This is a genomic window from Alteromonas sp. AWQ4_252 (assembly GCF_056158205.1).
In genome coordinates this window covers 3,540,913-3,557,262 of record NZ_JBSWSV010000001.1, presented here as the reverse complement: position 1 = coordinate 3,557,262, position 16,350 = coordinate 3,540,913, and the positions used below count along the sequence as shown (strand labels likewise).

Below are 16,350 nucleotides of genomic sequence, written 5' to 3'. Positions count from 1 at the left end.
TATCATTTTCATATTCTCAGGAAACAAGCTCAGCTAATGGTCCGGTGCTGTCACCAAACTGTTCAGCGGGTACACCCATCTGCTGCATGACTGACAGTAGTAAATTACACATGGGCGTATGTTTTTGTGCGGCAATATGACGATTACCGGCCAAACCACCTCCCGCCAGAATAATCGGTAGATTCATATGGTCATGGTCATTCGATTCGCCAATACATGCGCCGCGCACAACAAAGGTGTTATCAAGCAAATTACCTTCGCCGTCTGGTATGGTGGCCATTTTTTCCAGGTAATCGGCAAATAAACCCATGTGGTATGCGTTAATTTGAACCAGTTTATCTATTTTGGCTGGGTCGTTTGCGTGGTGGCTAAGTGCATGATGACCATCTGGGATCCCTAAATTAGTGTAAGCATGGTTACTGAGTTCGCGACCGAGCATAAAAGTACTTACACGTGTCATATCGGTTTGTAATGCCAGCATCTGTAAGTCGAGCATGATTTTAACGTGCTCTTCATAATCAGAGGGCGTGTTTGCTGGCACTGTGAAGCCTTCCAGGTTCATTTGAATAGTGGTTTCTCTGGCCTTTGCAATGCGACGCTCCACATCGCGAACAGATTCGAGGTATTGACCCATCTTGTGGCGATCTTTGACACCCAGCGATTTGTTTAAGCGTTTGGCTTCGTCGTTAATAAAATCGAGGATACTGCCTTTTTGTGCCAGCCTTTTCTGCCTTGTGGCTTCGTCAATTTTCCCGCCTTCTCCGAACAAATGCTCAAACACATGGCTCGGTGAAACCATGGCCGGGAGGGCTTGGGTAGGGCTCTTCCAGGAAATGGTGTTGGTGTAGGTGCAACTGTAGTTAATGTCACAGCTACCCATAAGGCTTGGTGGTTCTATGCCCAACTCAAGGGAGGTTAGTTGCGTTTCTTTAGCGAAATAATTAGCCACTACCTGGTCTGCGGAAATACCACATTGAATGTCTGCACCTTCGGTGGCTTTAACATGGACACCGGTTAGAAAAGCGGGGCAACTTCTGCCGTGACCAGCTGGCGGTGCGCCAAATGCACTTGCCTGATAATGCGCTAAACCTGAAATGACGGAAAATTTGTCTTTTACTTTTTCCAGCGGTTTCAATACCGGCGTTAAGGTGTAACCCGTTCCCGTTGTGGCCGGCGTATAACTTTGCATTCTGATACCGTTGGGCGAATAGAAAACCACCATGCGCTTGGGGCGTTGTTCCAACGTGTGAGCCATCGCTTTGGGAAGCAGTGACTCCATGGTGGGCAAAGCGACCAGTGTGCCTAGCCCTCTGAGGAATGCACGACGGGACAAACCAGCGCTAGTGCGCTTGAACAATGTGTGGTTTTTCATCTTTTATCTCGGGAGCTAATTTATAGTTAAACGGGGTGCTTTTGACGATGGCTTCAATAATGCTATGCATTCGGTATTGCTCTGCACGGGCCTCACGGGTTATAGCCCTTACCACAGGTTGATCATAGGCTTCGAGACCTCTGCCAAGGGCATAAGTAAGCAGGCGGTCTACAAACGCGTGGGCAAAGCGCTCACGGCGGTCCCACAATACAGTATGCAGTCCTCGCAGACCTTCGAATGCCGTGCCATCTGGCATTTTTGCAGTCACATCAATGGGCTGGTCAGCATAGCGGGTTCTAAAAGCGCCTACAGCATTGTATTGCTCCAAGGCGAGGCCAAGGGGATCCATTCGTACATGGCAAGCTGCGCACACGGGGTCTGCCCTGTGTCTGGCCAATTGTTCTCTTGCAGTTAGTGCAATACCGTCGTGTTCTGCCACTAAAGCCGGAACGTCCGGGGGCGGAGGCGGTGGGCTTGCCGCCAGGAGGTTGTCCAGGATCCATTTACCCCTTTTAACAGGAGAGGTATGGTTCGGGTTCGATGTCAGGGTGAGAATACTTGCCTGACCTAACAAGCCTCCTCGAGGTACCGCATCGTCCACAATGACTTTGCGAAAGGCATAACCTTTAACGCCTTCAATGCCATAGTGCTTTGCCAATGGCTCGTTCAAATAGGTGTAGTTGGCGTTTAGAAAGTCGAAAACAGGCCGGTTATCTTTTAAAATTCGGGTAAAGAATAATTCGGTCTCTTTTTTAATTGAGTGTTTTAGAGGCACGTTAAATTCTGGAAACGCAAACACATCGGGAAAATGGTAGGGCAGGTTACGCAAAAATAACCATTGCCCGGCGAAGTTGTCAGTGAGTGCCCGGGCTTTATCAGATTTCAGCATACGCTGAATTTGTTGTCTCAGTACCTGGGGTTGTCTTAGTTTTCCTGCTTCAGCGAGTTCCCTAAGCGTTTCATCTGGTAAGCTACTCCACAGAAAAAGCGCCAGGCGAGCAGCAAATTCCGTATCTGTAATTCTATAGATGTCACCTTCAGATACGTTATCGGGTATAGATTCCCGAAGGTACATAAAACCGGGAGACACCAAGAGCGCCTGAATGGACTGTGATATTGCTCCACGAAACGCTAAGGACGCTCTCGCTCGCTGGAAGACACCGAGTAGAGGTGTAACGTCTTCTTCTTTAAGTGGCCTTCGATATGCCTCTTCAGCCAGTGCCGATATAATTTCTCGGGCACAAGCTTGTTCTGACGCAGCTTGGCTATCATTCAATATAAGTAGCGAGGCGGAGGCAGGTACGCAGGTAAAAATTTTTCGAGTACTTGGGGTATCAGAAATGGAAAAAAAGTTGTCTGAGCTCTGTTTGTGTTCCTGAGTAAGTGGCCCCGTTACCTCAATTTCGAGCACGTCCCGTAAAAAGGCGGCCTGAGAAAAACGTGCTGACATGTGATAAGAGGGCACCTTAACGGAGTAGACCCGGGCACCGTCAACGATAAAATCCAGATCCAGTTCTGTCGGGGGGCGTTCAGGCAGCACAACATAGTCGGTACCCTCACGCACTTCAGGAGTGCGTCCATTCAGCGCTAGTTGTTTTCGAAAGGCCATACCAACGGTATGATTTCCTGCCGACAGTGTGAAATGGCGCTGATACCGGTGGATATCTAACCTGTCTACTTCGTTATTGGTGTTTGCATTGATAAACCCGGCAATTTCGTATTGCCCCGTCACCGGTGCGTAAAACTGGAAGCTCCCGCCGCCGCGAGAGTCGATGGGTAAATCGTCATGCATTCGCAAGTCAAAAGCGGGGAGCCCGCTATTTTTAACCGACCCGTCTTTAGGTACAACAAACCGTGCTTTCGTCACTGAATCACCCGCCTCGCCGGTGGCCAGGCGACTGACTTTACCCGCCACTGATAAGTAGCGCTCCAACAGTGTGGTAGACATACTCAGTACATCAGCATTGTTGTCAAAACCATAGCCAGAATCGTCACCAGGCAATGCTTGTGACACGTCGATATCCAGGGCAAGCAAATCCCGCACTGAGCGAGCGTACTCGTGCCGGTTTAGTCTTCTAAGCGTGGCTCTTCCCGGGTTTGGATGATGTTCACTGTAGTCGTCAAGGCCGTTTTGCAACCATGATAATAAGCCGTTTTTTTGCTCTTGTGTTAAAGGCTTCTTCTTCGCTGGTGGCATGTCGCCCATGGCAACGGATTTTAAGATTGATTCCCACCGGGCTTGATTTTTGCCCTTCTCAACATCAGTGACATGGATATCTTCTACAGACCAGTTACCATCGAAAATGTAATCGTTGTGGCAGCCTTCACATCTGTCGTATAGCAGGATTTCTGCCTGTTTCGAATTGAAGTCAATGGGATTGCTGTAGACTTGGCGACAAAGCGCAAATATACAAAGTGTGAGCCACGCTAAATATCGAATACTGGTGGCAGAAAAGATCAATTTTGGTGAGCGGAAAAGCAACATTTGCACTCTCTTTGCGCAACTGCGAGGGAAAACAACGCATATTTCGAGTCATGTTTGCAATACAGCAGGGAGCATGCCAAAGCACTTTAGTGATAGCAATTAAGAGAACCTGATACCAATATAATCGCCTGCGGCAAATCAATCATTACAGGAGAATGTATGCAACGTCTGTTGCTATTAGTTTCATTATTTTGCTATGCCTGTCACTATTCTGCTAGGGACCAGAGATCGCACTGCACCCGGAAAAGCAAACTTGCGGGAAGGTATTACCAAAGAGTTAGGGCGCTACGACCAACTGGGGAAAGAAATTACACAGCGCAATGCAGCCATAGATGTTGTTGAACTCTCTGGGTTGGGTCACTTACCTCATATAGAAGATTTCTCTCGCTTTGCTCCGTCTATTTTATCTGCTTTAAATGAAGATAAATAAGCATGAAATGTGGCCCGGTGTATTTGTGCTCCGGGCCATTTTTTCACTTACTCAAACCAATGACGGGTTCGGTTGGCAAACCACACCAGTGAGAGCATAACCGGTACCTCAACCAGCACACCCACCACGGTAGCCAGTGCTGCCCCGGAATGTAAGCCGAACAACGAAATTGCGACTGCCACGGCCAGCTCGAAAAAGTTAGACGTACCAATCATACAGGCCGGCGCAGCCACATTGTGTTTGAGACGCATCTTCCTGGCGATCCAGTAGGCCAGAATGAAGATCCCATAAGTTTGAATAAGCAGAGGAATGGCAATCAGTACGATAGCTTGAGGGTCATCAATAATCGTTTGTGACTGAAAGCCGAATAATAATGTAACTGTTGCCAGTAAGCCCACGATTGACCAGGGCTTCATACGGGCGAGAAACTGGTTGAGTCTTGAGTGATCGTCTGCTTTATCGAGTTTTTTACGTGTAAACGCACCAGCAAGCAGTGGGATCACAACATATAATACAACGGATAATAACAAGGTATCCCACGGTACAGTGATATCCGTAACACCCAGCAAAAATGCTGCCAGTGGCGCGAAAGCGAATATCATAATAATGTCATTAATAGAAACCTGGACCAGGGTGTAGTTAGCATCACCTTTGGTAAGTTGGCTCCATACAAACACCATTGCCGTGCAAGGCGCGACGCCCAATAAAATCATTCCTGCAATATATTCAGATGCGGTCTGAGGGTCTACCCACTCAGCGAAAATACCTTTGAAAAACAGCCAGCCCAAAAACGCCATGGAAAATGGTTTGAGCAGCCAGTTTATCACCAGGGTTAACACAAGGCCCTTAGGCTTTTTTCCCACATCTTTGATAGACGAAAAATCGACCTGAACCATCATGGGGTATATCATCAGCCAGATCAGTACTGCTATGACTAAATTTACATGGGCAAATTCCAGCCCGGCAACCGTGGTAAACAGGTCGGGCAGCACGTTGCCGGCAATCAACCCTACGATAATTGCCAAACCCACCCAAACGGATAAATAGCGCTCAAACAATCCCATCACTCTGCTCCTAAATCGATTTTTGATTAACGCGTTTACTCAGCGCCTCGGCACTTTCTACCCGTTCGGAATAGCGATCGACAAAGTAGTCTTTGTTATCCCGCAACAGTAGGGTAAATTTCATTAACTCTTCTACAACATCCACAATGCGGTTGTAAAATGGCGAAGGTTTCATGCGGCCGTCGTCATCAAACTCTAAAAAGGCTTTGGGAACAGAAGATTGGTTAGGAATAGTCACCATACGCATCCAGCGGCCCAAAATTCGCATTTGGTTCACGGTGTTGAAGGACTGAGAACCGCCACATACTTGCATCAGGGCGAGGGTCTTTCCCTGAGTGGGCCTGACACCCCCTAAACTCAGTGGCACCCAATCAATCTGACTTTTAAAAATGCTAGTCATGGCGCCGTGACGCTCCGGTGAACACCACACCTGACCTTCTGACCAAATGACTAAATCACGCAATTCCTGCACCTTGGGGTGACTATCGTCTTCCGTGTCGGTTTGAGGCAAGCCTTTAGGGTCGAAAATGCGTGTTTCCGCTCCCAGTTTATCGAGGATCCTGGCGGCTTCTTCAACAACCAGACGGCTAAACGAACGTTCCCGCAGTGATCCATACAGCAAAAGAATGCGTGGCTTGTGCTGGGAAATCGTTGGTACAAGTTTCTCTAACTCAGGTTGGTGGAGTTGCGAATCGTCAATATTCGGTGTGTTGGAATTTTGTATTGTCATTAGCTTGCACCTAACGCATTCAGGGCTTTTTTTAATGTTTCAGGATCAGGAGACTGCTGCGCTATCTCTGCCATTTTTATTGCCCGGGACCTGATGATGTCGATGGTATCCATAAAAGCTCTTTTAATTTCAGACTCTGTACCTTCAACCTTTGATGGATCTTCAAGGCCCCAATGAACTTTTATACTTTTACCAAACCATACCGGACAAGCTTCTCCTGCCGCAGAGTCACACACTGTGATGACAACATCGGCGTCAAAATCTTCAAATTCATCCCATGACTGACTCTTGAGATTGTTGGTGTTATAGCCTTTTTCGCCAAGGTATTTAACTGAAAGCGGGTGCACCTGGCCGCTAGGCTGGCTACCAGCACTTCGCGCTTCAATAACACCATCAGCAACGTCATTTGTAATGGCTTCGCTTAAAATACTTCTACAACGATTGTGGGTACATATAAACAGTATTTTCATGTGTTTTCCTAAAGTGTTTAGCAGCAATTACTACTGTTAATCTGGCAAGTTTTGAATTGGTTGAATAGGCTCGATAGCTCGTCATGAGTGCCCCTTGCGGTTTGTTCAATGACGTCTTTCGTCCATTGGGGGAGCTGTGGATGCATCTTGTAATACACCCATTTTCCCCGGCGTTCATCGACAAGAATGTTGCACTTTTTCAGTGCTGAGAGATTCCTGGAAATTTTGGGTTGGTCCATACAGAGCGCTTCCATCAACTCACAGACGCAGGCTTCCTGGAATTGATGAATTAGCAGCACTGACTTCAGACGTGTATCGTCAGACAGACATTTGAAAAGTTTTAATGCATCCATAAATTCACATATGTAAAAATTGACATATGTGGATAATTGCATGTTTTTGGATGAGTGTCAAAGACAGTTTTGTGACATTTATATTTTAATTGCAGAAGAGAGTTTACCCACAACGGCTTAGCCGTTGTGGGTAAGCTTTTACTAACGAAAGTTTGGTAGAATGGCAGGTAAACCAGGTAACAAGCCTACAAGTGCCATTACCAGAGTTAAGGTGGCAAACATAATGCCGGGAATAATCCAGCGACTCATTGTCGAAAGTGAGGCGCTACGTGTTTTGCATCCAATTAATCCCAGGTTATCCAGTAAAAGCGTTAACGACCAACCAAAAGCTGGATTTACCAGAGCGGACGCGAAGACAACGATAGCAGCAGATTGAGTGGTTTTGCCTTCCCGGGTCATCTCCATACCGGCTTCAAGTAGAGGGATGAAAACGCCAACAATGAGTGCGACGCATAAAACGGGTTCCCAGATAGCTAAATCCATTGGATAGCCCCACACAGCGGCAATGACGCAAAAAAGGGCGGTCAGCAAAGCACCTGCTGGAATGGGGCGTTTAGCGATGGCGGCAGGCACAATGTAAGTGCCCCATGAAGAGGTAAAGTTTGCGCCTCCTAGTAAAGAGCCGACAGTTTGTCGCGCCGAAGCGCTTATCATCGTGTCATCGATGTTCATTTGCACTTTCTCGGTTCGCGGTGGGTAGCTAATTTTCTGGAAAACCTGATGACCCAGAAAGTCAGGAGACCACATAGCTACGGCTAACACAGCAAAAGGTAAGACAACCATGAAACTTTCAGCGGTTGGTAATCCCAACTGCCATCCTGTGGTGTCTCCCCACCAATAAGCCGGATTCATATTTGGAAAACCTGGTGCGGTATGAAACTCAAAAGGCGCACCAAGAAGAAAAGCTAAACTTCCGCCCAGAAGGCAACTTAGTGGCACGGCAAGCCAGCGTTTCTTCCAGTGTTCTAGCAATGCGTACAGTAAAATGGTACAGGCGATCACGATAAACGCAATGTGTTCCATATTAATGCCTTGTGCCCAGGCGAATAATTTTTTCACTTGCGACGTTGTACCAATAAAGCCAAGATAAAGCAGTAACCCGCCGCAAACTCCTTTGCTGGTTAATTTTGCAAGAAGGCTCCCACCTTTACTGACCGCGAGTAGTAAACCGAAAATACCGATTAACAAACCAAACGCCATGGGGTGACCGCCAGCGCTAACGACGATGGGGATCAGCGGAATAAGTGGGCCGTGCGTTCCCGCAAGGTTTGCCGTTGGCAAGAGAAAACCGGAGAACAGAAGAATAAACAAGGCAACAATGATGAGTTCATAGCGAACGTTTTCCAGTATAAACCCATCATTTAAACCTAATGGACCAGCAAAGGTAGCAGCGATGGCCCCTACCATCACGATTTTACCTATGGTTCCAGCCATGGCAGGAATCGTGTCTTCCCATTCAAATCGATAGTCTACAAAAGGAAGGTTGGGACGCCAACGTTTGGGAGACATTACCTGTAGTTCGTGCTCGAGATATTCATCCCGGCTTGAAAACGAAGCCCGGGGTTTGTGATTTTTTTGATAGTCAGAGCTTTGAAGCGGATCTGCTTCGGTAGCATCGGAAGTTTCAGGTTCAATCTTCAGTGTTTTGCTCGCACACATTAAATACACCAATCGCGTTAATTCAGAGGGTGCAGGCATCGTATTGAAGGTTTGAAGATATCTCTGTTAAGATTTTGTCTCTAATCTAACTCAATTTTTACTTTTTGGGGTTTTGTTTTTTTCATGAGTGCTTAATTCATTGATTTAAAGTTTTTTTAATCCTGTCTCAAACATTCTGAATGTTATTTTTATGTTAATTAAAAGGTATAAGATATTAGTCTTATATACTCTTTTGCAGGGGAGGGGGAAATCAATCAGCGGTTGTTAGTTTGACGTTAAAAGCACTGATATAAAAACTAAGTCACCCTTACAGGGAGCAAATAGCCCCCTGTAAGGGTAATCAGGTAGTTAGTTGAGCTGCTCATCTGCCCAGAAACGGGTTCCTTTCACCATTGCCTGTAAGGCCAAACCGCTTTCTGTCATGGTGTACACTGTTACATCACCGAAATAGCCCTCGCCGGTGTAAGTTACCCCTTTTTTGCCAGCTTTTGCAGTCGCATCCGCATTACCGCCAGCAGTCCATCCATGTTGTGAGAAATAATTCATTGCTTCTGGGGTGTGGAATACCATCACAATTCGATAGTCCTTCGCACCGATGCCTAACCCAACACCACCTTCAGCCATGTTCATGTATGTCTTAGTTCCTGTCACCCGGTTATTTAGTACGCCATATCCCGTGCCAGCAGAGACAAAAATAACGTTCACGTTGGCGTTACTGAAAACTGCATAACCAGGAGCATTCGCGAGTTGGGCTTTAGTATCCGGTTTTTCCCGGTACAACTGGGCCAGGGCAGTGTCTTGCATGGTAAGTATGGCTTCTCGTTTTTCAGCGACAGTACCTGAGCCCATGGAAGCGCAACCAGAAAGGCTAATTAAAAGCGTTACAAAAACAGCCGGGAATAGGTGACGTGTATATGAACCCATAGCGTACTCCAAAAGCGAAAAAATAATTTGGCCCGTGCTAGCCGTTGTTTCTTAAAGGCATCATTTCCGTGAGAAACACAAACGGGCGTCTCTTAATGTTGCAAAGACGCTGCAAAAAGCGTGCGCTATTAATTTTCTCTTTTTCTAACAGTAAGTTAAATATTTTTGGAACCAGGGCGGTAAAACTAGAGGGGCGAGGTGTTGCGAAAAAGCCACACCTCGATGGGGTAATACATTCTAGTTCAACACGGTCACTTTGTAACCTTTTGCTTTAAGCATAGAGAGAACACCTTCTTCTCCGGCCATATGCATAGTCCCCACTAACACAAGCTCTGTGTCAGGGGTGGTAAGAAACCTTTCTATTTTAGGCAACCAGGCTTTGTTGCGGGTCGTGAGCACATCAGCGTACACATCTGGATAGTCTGCTTTAAATTCGGCCATCGAAAATTCATACAGGCCCGTCATGTCGCCATTTCGCCAGTATTTTTTCAATGGATCGAGCAAATCAGGCATGGTTTTCAGTTCTTCCAGCGTGTACCTAATATAGGCGTCTTCTTCTCCCTGGCCGAGGTTTGCAAGGATAGTCAGTTGCTCTTCCGGTGTTTCAAACCAGTCGATGTGCTTATCATCTTTACTTGCCAATTCAAAGAAGAAATTATCGACCCCCTGGCTAGTCAAACCCTGGCGCTGCATTTCCAGCATAGAGAGGGTAATACCCAACATAGAGGGTTTCATAACGCTAACTTGTTGGATACTCAAACCCCGGGATGCTAAAAAGTCACTGAGTTGTTGGTAGGTTTCCAAAGAGAGATCATCTTTTATGGTTCTGCCATCGGTATACATCATCAGAGCCATTGTTTTCTGGGTGAATTCTGGTGAGTTTAAGGCAGCGAGGTCGGTTTCAAATACAACCGTGTCGGCATTTTTGTATGCTTTGTCGTAGGCAGTGGGAAGCGGATAATCGCCTGGGCTTAATATGTGCAGTGTGCCGCCTAAATACACCGTGTTACCTTTCTTCGTTACTTCCCACACGGATGCAGCAAGACTATTGAATGACAGTACACAGCAAAGAATACCAAAAGTGGGGATGTATAAAGACGAAAAGCGCAAAAATTGTTTTAGCATGGTGGATCTCCGTAGCACCTAATCCTTATTGTAGTGATGTGAATGTACTGAGATCTTTATCAAATCACAATCTTCTTGTTCGTATTTGGTATGGACGTGAATGGCTCAGTTATAATTGGTCTTAATAAAAGAAGCCATCAAGAATATTGTTAAACCTCGTAAGTTTCTGGCAAAGTGCGAAGCATTGTGTGGTTTTCAGTGAAAATTGGTCTGTGTTAAAGAAGTTTGCGTTGTCTCCGGTATTATGGGGTTTGATGTTTTTATGGATGGCAGGTTTCATTAGTCTGGGGTCATCATGGTCGTTAATAACTCAGTACAGCGCTTTTAGTCTACTTGGCGTTATAGGCGCTATTTTTGCCAATGCTACGGGAGCCGGTGGCGGTGTTGTTTTTGTTCCTGTCTTTCAGCAACTAGGCTTTTCTCCCCTTAATATCGTTGCCACAAGCTTCGCGATACAATGCTGTGGTATGACCGCAGGTGCTTGTAGTTGGTGGCAATACTATCGGGCCAATGGAAAAAGCTCTGTGCAGTGGCAAGCGCTGCCATTGTCGTTGGTGTTATCAACCCCTGCAGCTTGGTGTGGGCTGGCTATGGTGCAATTTGCTGGCGAAAATATTGCGTTACTCAATAGCATCGGCACCAGCCCAGACCAATTGCATGTGACGTTCGGCATTTTCTCAATGGTGCTAAGTGTCATGATTTTTGCCACGGTGCCGCGAATGAAACGGCTGCCTTCTTCTGGCGAACTTACCACTATTGATATACTTTTTTTACCAGCTGTGAGTTTTATCGGCGGGGCAATTACGGCCTGGCTCTCGGTGGGCGTGGGGGAACTGGTTGCTGTTTACCTTATTATGCGCGGCTTCAGCGTAACAATGTCAATTGCATCAGCGGTCATTCTCAGTGCATTTAGCGTATGGGCTGGCGTTGTTTATCATGCTTTTATCGCCTATTCCGTGGTTTGGGAAGTGGTGTTGTTCGCAGGCGCTGGCGCTATCATTGGAGGCAGATTGGCCCGATATGTGGTGATGGCGTTTGCACCGTCCACGGTCAAAGTCTTTTTTGCTCTCTGGGTATTGATTCTAGGAGTGAGTAGTCTGTTGCTGTAAATAAACTGTTTGTTCTGCTCGTCAGTACTAATGGATATAGTTCGAATAGATTGCGTCGAGGAGAAAATCATGTCTTCTGAGTTTAGTCCTGCTTCTAAATATCAGGTTTTGCAGCCGCAGTGGTCAAAGCATGCAGTGATCTACCAAGTGAATACCCGACAGTTCAGTGAGGAAGGAAATTTTCATGGCGTACAATCCCGACTTGCTGATATTCGGGAGCTCGGTGCAGATATCATTTGGCTTATGCCCATTCATCCCATTGGCGAAAAAAATCGCAAAGGCGAGCTTGGCAGCCCTTACGCCGTAGCAGATTATTATGGCGTCAACCCAGAGTTCGGTACTAAAGACGACCTCGATGCCCTGATTGGGGCGGCGCATTCTTTAGACATGAAAGTGATCCTTGATTGGGTGCCTAATCACAGCGCTTGGGATAACCCGCTGGTCGACGCTCATCCTGAGTGGTATGCCCGCGATCACGAAGGGCAGTTTCGTCCTTCACCGTGGTGGGATTGGGACGACATTATTGAGTTTGATTACGACAACTCTGCATTGCGAGCCTACATGGCAGATGCAATGAAGTATTGGGTTGAAGAACACGATATCGACGGTTTTCGTTGTGATGTTGCGGGCTATGTGCCCATCGACTTTTGGGAGCAGGTAAGAGGGGCGCTGGAAGCGGTAAAGCCTGTGTTCATGCTCGCTGAATGGGAGAGTCGCGATTTGCACGAAAAAGCGTTCAATATGACTTATGCCTGGTCGTGGAATGAAGTGATGCACGCTATCGCCCATCAGCGCTGTAGTTTGGACAAGTTGCGGAAATACTACTCGTGGAATGAAAGAAGTTGGCCCTCATCTGCATACAGAATGACGTTTGTCAGCAATCATGACAAAAATGCCTGGGATGGTACGCAATACGAGCAATTTGGAGAGGCTCTGGAAGCAGCAATTGTGTTGTCTGTTGTTGGCGAGGGAATGCCATTGATTCACAATGGGCAGGAAGCGGGCGAGGTAAAGCGATTGGCATTTTTCGAAAGAGACCCTATTGTGTGGCAGCCCCACAGTATTGGCGATTTGTATAAACAATTAATTGAATTTAAAAAGTCTGTTCCCGCATTGGGCAATGGCGAATTTGGCGCTACCATGATCCAAGTGCCTGGCAACGATATGAAAAGAGTGTTTAGCTTTGTCAGAATGCAGGGCAGTGACAAAGTACTGGTAATCCTGAATTTTTCACCTGATACCGTTGCTCCCACCTTCACGTCGTCGCTTTATAACGGGACTTACAGGGATGTTCTCGGCGGTACCGAAACCACACTTGACTCAGCGCAACCACTTATCCTGGCGCCATGGGCTTACCGTGTTTTCTATTCCTCGATAGACCAATAAACTGGTCTTTAATGCAGTGAAAACATCCTCCTTTTCGTGAAAGAATCTGGCATAATGACGCCTTTCGATTTGTAGTTGTTTTTTATGCCATCAGTTTCTGATCTCTTTACATCCGACGGATTACTCGCAAAAGCCATTCCCGGCTTCATGCCTCGCGAAGCACAAACCGACATGGCAAAAGCGGTTAAATCGGCGTTGGATGACCAACACAGCCTTATCGTTGAAGCCGGCACGGGAACGGGTAAAACTTTTGCCTACTTAGGGCCGGCGTTACTCGCTGAAGGCAAAGCTATAATTTCCACGGGAACGAAAAACCTACAAGAGCAACTCTACCATCGTGATTTACCCGTAGTGAAAAAAGCGTTGGGAAGTAGACGAAAAACAGCCTTGCTAAAAGGGCGGGCCAATTACTTGTGTTTACATCGAATGGGCCAGCATGGAGGAAATTCTACCCTCGTTGAGAAAGAAGTTTTAGGACAACTCACAACAGTTAGGAGCTGGGCGGAAACAACCAAAACCGGTGATATTGGTGAGCTCAAAACGCTACCCGAAGATGCGAAAGTATTGCCTTTAGTAACGTCAACGGTGGATAACTGCTTAGGACGAGATTGCCCACAATACGAAGATTGCTATCTGGTGAAAGCCCGGCGCAAGGCCCTGGAGGCTGATGTTATTGTGGTCAATCACCATTTGTTTTTCGCAGATATGGCGCTGAAAGATACCGGTTTTGGTGAACTTATACCGGATGTTGATGCAATCATTTTTGATGAGGCACATCAAATTCCCGATATCGCCAGCGACTATTTTGGTGAAGCTGTGTCTACACGACAACTCCAAGAGCTGGCAAAAGATATAAACGTGCTTTATCGCACGGTGTTGAAAGACGCCGAGCAACTGGATAAAACGGCAGAAAAATGCAGACTGGCAGCCGCAGATCTGCGATTGCTGTTTCCCGATAATCCAGAACGCGGGAATTGGGCTGAAGCGCTACAACGTGACGATGTGAAAACGCAGGTAGCCCGACTATCTGATGGTCTCGGTGTACTGCATGATGTCATCAAGCTTCATATCGGGCGTGACAAAGATTTAGATAACATTTATGAGCGTGTGGTGCAGACTCGGGAACAACTTGCTGCACTTTGTGATTCAGAACAGCAAGGAGTAAGTTTGTGGTATGAAACTACCCACCGCCATATGGTTCTTCATTTAACGCCTCTGTCTATTGCGGCTAAGTTTCGTCGCTTTATCAACGCCGTGCCCAGAGGCTGGGTATTTACCTCTGCAACGCTGACGGTAGATGGCGGATTCACCCATTTCCAAAAACGAATGGGCCTTGAAGAAGCCCGTACGTTAGAGTTGGAAAGCCCTTTTGATTATCAGCAACAAGCTTTACTGTGCGTGCCCAGGTATTTGCCAGAACCAAACAGTTACGCGATGAAAGATACCTTGTTTGAAACCGCAAAGCGGTTAATTGCTGCAAGCCGTGGTCGCTGTTTTTTGTTGTTTACCAGTCACGCCATGTTAAGGGAAATTGCAAAGCGCCTCGAAGGTGCGGTAGATAACACGCTGTTAGTGCAGGGAACCACGACAAAACAAGCCCTTCTTGATGCGTATTTGGCCGACGAAAGTGCGGTATTATTGGGCACAGGGGCATTCTGGGAAGGGGTTGATGTTCGTGGCAGTGATCTCATATGCGTTATGATAGATAAATTGCCATTTGCTTCGCCGGACGATCCGCTATTACAAGCGCGTATTGAAGACGTGAAGAAAAGAGGTGCAAACCCTTTTGCAGCGATTCAAATACCACAAGCGGTTATCACCCTCAAACAGGGGGCCGGACGCTTGATCCGTGATCCAACAGATAAGGGTGTACTTGTTATCTGTGACAACCGCTTGGTGACAAAAAACTATGCGCAGACATTTGTGTCCAGCTTACCGAATATGAAACGAACGCGTTCACTGGACGTTGTTGACGCTTTTTTACAAGCTATTGAATAACGAGAATTAACTATGAAACTCCTTGCAATAGACACCGCTACAGAGGCGTGTTCAGTGGCGGTGCTTACCGATAGCACTGCATTTGCAAACTTTGAGATATGCCCGCAGCAACACAGTCAACGCCTTTTGCCCATGGTTGATGCGTTGTTAACGCAAGCCGGTATGTCGCTGACAGATCTAGACGGTTTAGTCTACGGGCGTGGCCCAGGCAGCTTCACCGGTGTGAGAATTGCCACGGGGATGATTCAGGGGCTGTCTCTCGGTTCAGGGTTGAAGGTTGCTGGCGTTAGTACTCTGGCCGCAATGGCTCAACAAGCTATATCAGAAGCTGATGTCAGTTGTGTTGCTTGTGCCATCGACGCAAGAATGGGGGAGGTATATTTCGCAGTGTATGAAAACCAAGATGGCATCGCTAGTCTGGTTGATCAAGAAATCGTGTGTCCGCCGGAGCATGCAGCTAGTTTGTTACCAGCAACGTTTGCTGCTGTTGGCACCGGTTGGCAAGCGTATGAGACTTTGGCCGGTACAATCTCTGAACCGCCGACTGTTTTATATCCTCAAGCCGAGTTCATGTTGCCACTTGGTAAGGCAAGCTTTGAACAGGGGCAGGTATCTTCAGCAGAGAATATAGAACCCGTTTATTTACGGGATAAAGTAACGTGGAAAAAACTTCCCGGTCGAGAATAATGGCGTTTATTTTGCTTGGTAAGTGTAATTGAGCAAAGCTAACACCAAATTTTAGTGTATGGATGACAGTGCAAAACATTGTCAGATATTTATCCATGCACTAGTGTTAGAAAGTGTATGTGTGGGTATCGGACACTATTTAAATGCCGTGAGCATGGCCTGATTCATCGCCAGACGTATTGATCTGACAGGCTATTACAAGACGAACCGGCATGGTTAGGTGGTTAAAGGTAAGCGTTAATTCGTGGAAATTCAGCCAGGATTTAGTATTCTCAGACCGGAGCAGGCGCCGCAAAGGAAGCAGCCTGAGCGTATTGACGCCCGCAGTAATGAAGACTCGGGTTCAGGAGCGCAAGCCAGCCGCAACATCAGTAGTATTCGGGCTGATGCCTCTGACGATGTTTTAAACTCAGCACAAAAATTTCAGCAACAAACGGGTTACGATCAACCTGAGGGAAAAGGCAGGGACGTTGTTTCTGCGTATCAGAGTCTTGAGCGGGAAACACAAAGGGACAAAATACGTCAAATGCTCGGTGTTGATATTTACGCTTAGCGCCC

General features: G+C 46.9%; 15 protein-coding genes. 6 read left to right on the top strand and 9 right to left on the bottom strand.

Features of this window, described 5'->3' with window-relative positions:
- Positions 1-16 precede the first annotated feature (16 nt).
- Together ACXACM_RS15605 and ACXACM_RS15600 are read right to left on the bottom strand one after the other, a co-directional pair.
- Positions 17-1,372, bottom strand: coding sequence for a DUF1552 domain-containing protein (locus ACXACM_RS15605; RefSeq protein ID WP_474822887.1), 1,356 nt, complete (start codon positions 1,370-1,372; stop codon positions 17-19).
- Positions 1,341-3,857, bottom strand: a complete 2,517-nt coding sequence (locus ACXACM_RS15600; protein WP_474822885.1) for a DUF1592 domain-containing protein — start codon at positions 3,855-3,857, stop codon at positions 1,341-1,343. The genes ACXACM_RS15605 and ACXACM_RS15600 overlap by 32 nt, the downstream gene beginning before the upstream one ends.
- Positions 3,858-4,053: 196 nt before the next feature.
- On the opposite strand from ACXACM_RS15600, the gene ACXACM_RS15595 reads away from it, so the two are divergent.
- Positions 4,054-4,287 carry an alpha/beta fold hydrolase gene (locus tag ACXACM_RS15595; protein ID WP_474822884.1) on the top strand — a complete coding sequence of 78 codons (234 nt, stop codon included), beginning with the start codon at positions 4,054-4,056 and terminating at the stop codon, positions 4,285-4,287.
- A gap of 47 nt (positions 4,288-4,334) precedes the next feature.
- Here ACXACM_RS15595 and arsB read toward each other — a convergent pair whose 3' ends face one another.
- From arsB to ACXACM_RS15560, 7 genes are all read right to left on the bottom strand, one after another.
- Positions 4,335-5,351, bottom strand: coding sequence for an ACR3 family arsenite efflux transporter (gene arsB / locus ACXACM_RS15590; protein ID WP_474822883.1), 1,017 nt, complete (start codon positions 5,349-5,351; stop codon positions 4,335-4,337).
- Between the two features lie 10 nt (positions 5,352-5,361).
- Entirely contained in the window at positions 5,362-6,081 is a 720-nt protein-coding gene (gene arsH / locus ACXACM_RS15585) for an arsenical resistance protein ArsH (RefSeq protein ID WP_474822882.1), read from the bottom strand.
- A complete protein-coding gene (locus tag ACXACM_RS15580; RefSeq protein WP_474822881.1) occupies positions 6,081-6,551 on the bottom strand; it encodes an arsenate reductase ArsC in 471 nt (156 codons plus the stop codon). Before ACXACM_RS15580 ends, arsH begins: the two co-directional genes overlap by 1 nt.
- Positions 6,552-6,568: 17 nt before the next feature.
- On the bottom strand, positions 6,569-6,904 hold the full coding sequence (locus ACXACM_RS15575) for a metalloregulator ArsR/SmtB family transcription factor (protein WP_474822880.1): 336 nt from the start codon (positions 6,902-6,904) through the stop codon (positions 6,569-6,571).
- A 141-nt stretch (positions 6,905-7,045) separates the two neighbouring features.
- The gene (locus tag ACXACM_RS15570; RefSeq protein WP_474822878.1) at positions 7,046-8,563 is read right to left on the bottom strand and encodes a DUF3360 family protein; all 1,518 of its coding nucleotides are present in this window, start codon (positions 8,561-8,563) and stop codon (positions 7,046-7,048) included.
- Between the two features lie 348 nt (positions 8,564-8,911).
- Entirely contained in the window at positions 8,912-9,487 is a 576-nt protein-coding gene (locus tag ACXACM_RS15565; RefSeq protein ID WP_474822877.1) for a lipid-binding SYLF domain-containing protein, read from the bottom strand.
- 237 nt (positions 9,488-9,724) lie between these two features.
- Entirely contained in the window at positions 9,725-10,612 is an 888-nt protein-coding gene (locus tag ACXACM_RS15560) for a TraB/GumN family protein (RefSeq protein WP_474822876.1), read from the bottom strand.
- A gap of 146 nt (positions 10,613-10,758) precedes the next feature.
- Between ACXACM_RS15560 and ACXACM_RS15555 the strand changes: the two genes are divergently transcribed.
- The 5 genes from ACXACM_RS15555 (at position 10,759) to ACXACM_RS15535 (ending at position 16,345) form a co-directional block, all read left to right on the top strand.
- On the top strand, positions 10,759-11,721 hold the full coding sequence (locus tag ACXACM_RS15555; RefSeq protein WP_474822874.1) for a sulfite exporter TauE/SafE family protein: 963 nt from the start codon (positions 10,759-10,761) through the stop codon (positions 11,719-11,721).
- A gap of 69 nt (positions 11,722-11,790) precedes the next feature.
- Entirely contained in the window at positions 11,791-13,107 is a 1,317-nt protein-coding gene (locus tag ACXACM_RS15550) for an alpha-amylase family glycosyl hydrolase (RefSeq protein ID WP_474822873.1), read from the top strand.
- A gap of 84 nt (positions 13,108-13,191) precedes the next feature.
- Positions 13,192-15,105: an ATP-dependent DNA helicase gene (locus tag ACXACM_RS15545; protein WP_474822872.1), complete on the top strand. Its 1,914-nt coding sequence runs from the start codon at positions 13,192-13,194 to the stop codon at positions 15,103-15,105.
- 12 nt (positions 15,106-15,117) lie between these two features.
- Entirely contained in the window at positions 15,118-15,792 is a 675-nt protein-coding gene (gene tsaB, locus ACXACM_RS15540) for a tRNA (adenosine(37)-N6)-threonylcarbamoyltransferase complex dimerization subunit type 1 TsaB (protein WP_474822870.1), read from the top strand.
- Positions 15,793-16,036: 244 nt separating this feature from the next.
- Positions 16,037-16,345 carry a hypothetical protein gene (locus ACXACM_RS15535; RefSeq protein WP_474822869.1) on the top strand — a complete coding sequence of 103 codons (309 nt, stop codon included), beginning with the start codon at positions 16,037-16,039 and terminating at the stop codon, positions 16,343-16,345.
- Positions 16,346-16,350 lie beyond the last annotated feature (5 nt).

Bases quoted from the DNA above. Each gene is read 5' to 3' on its own strand.
- ACXACM_RS15605 (WP_474822887.1), bottom strand. From the start codon at position 1,372: ATGAAAAACCACACATTGTTCAAGCGCACTAGCGCTGGTTTGTCCCGT.
- ACXACM_RS15600 (WP_474822885.1), bottom strand. From the start codon at position 3,857: ATGTTGCTTTTCCGCTCACCAAAATTGATCTTTTCTGCCACCAGTATT.
- ACXACM_RS15595 (WP_474822884.1), top strand. From the start codon at position 4,054: ATGCCTGTCACTATTCTGCTAGGGACCAGAGATCGCACTGCACCCGGA.
- arsB (WP_474822883.1), bottom strand. From the start codon at position 5,351: ATGGGATTGTTTGAGCGCTATTTATCCGTTTGGGTGGGTTTGGCAATT.
- arsH (WP_474822882.1), bottom strand. From the start codon at position 6,081: ATGACAATACAAAATTCCAACACACCGAATATTGACGATTCGCAACTC.
- ACXACM_RS15580 (WP_474822881.1), bottom strand. From the start codon at position 6,551: ATGAAAATACTGTTTATATGTACCCACAATCGTTGTAGAAGTATTTTA.
- ACXACM_RS15575 (WP_474822880.1), bottom strand. From the start codon at position 6,904: ATGGATGCATTAAAACTTTTCAAATGTCTGTCTGACGATACACGTCTG.
- ACXACM_RS15570 (WP_474822878.1), bottom strand. From the start codon at position 8,563: ATGTGTGCGAGCAAAACACTGAAGATTGAACCTGAAACTTCCGATGCT.
- ACXACM_RS15565 (WP_474822877.1), bottom strand. From the start codon at position 9,487: ATGGGTTCATATACACGTCACCTATTCCCGGCTGTTTTTGTAACGCTT.
- ACXACM_RS15560 (WP_474822876.1), bottom strand. From the start codon at position 10,612: ATGCTAAAACAATTTTTGCGCTTTTCGTCTTTATACATCCCCACTTTT.
- ACXACM_RS15550 (WP_474822873.1), top strand. From the start codon at position 11,791: ATGTCTTCTGAGTTTAGTCCTGCTTCTAAATATCAGGTTTTGCAGCCG.
- ACXACM_RS15545 (WP_474822872.1), top strand. From the start codon at position 13,192: ATGCCATCAGTTTCTGATCTCTTTACATCCGACGGATTACTCGCAAAA.
- tsaB (WP_474822870.1), top strand. From the start codon at position 15,118: ATGAAACTCCTTGCAATAGACACCGCTACAGAGGCGTGTTCAGTGGCG.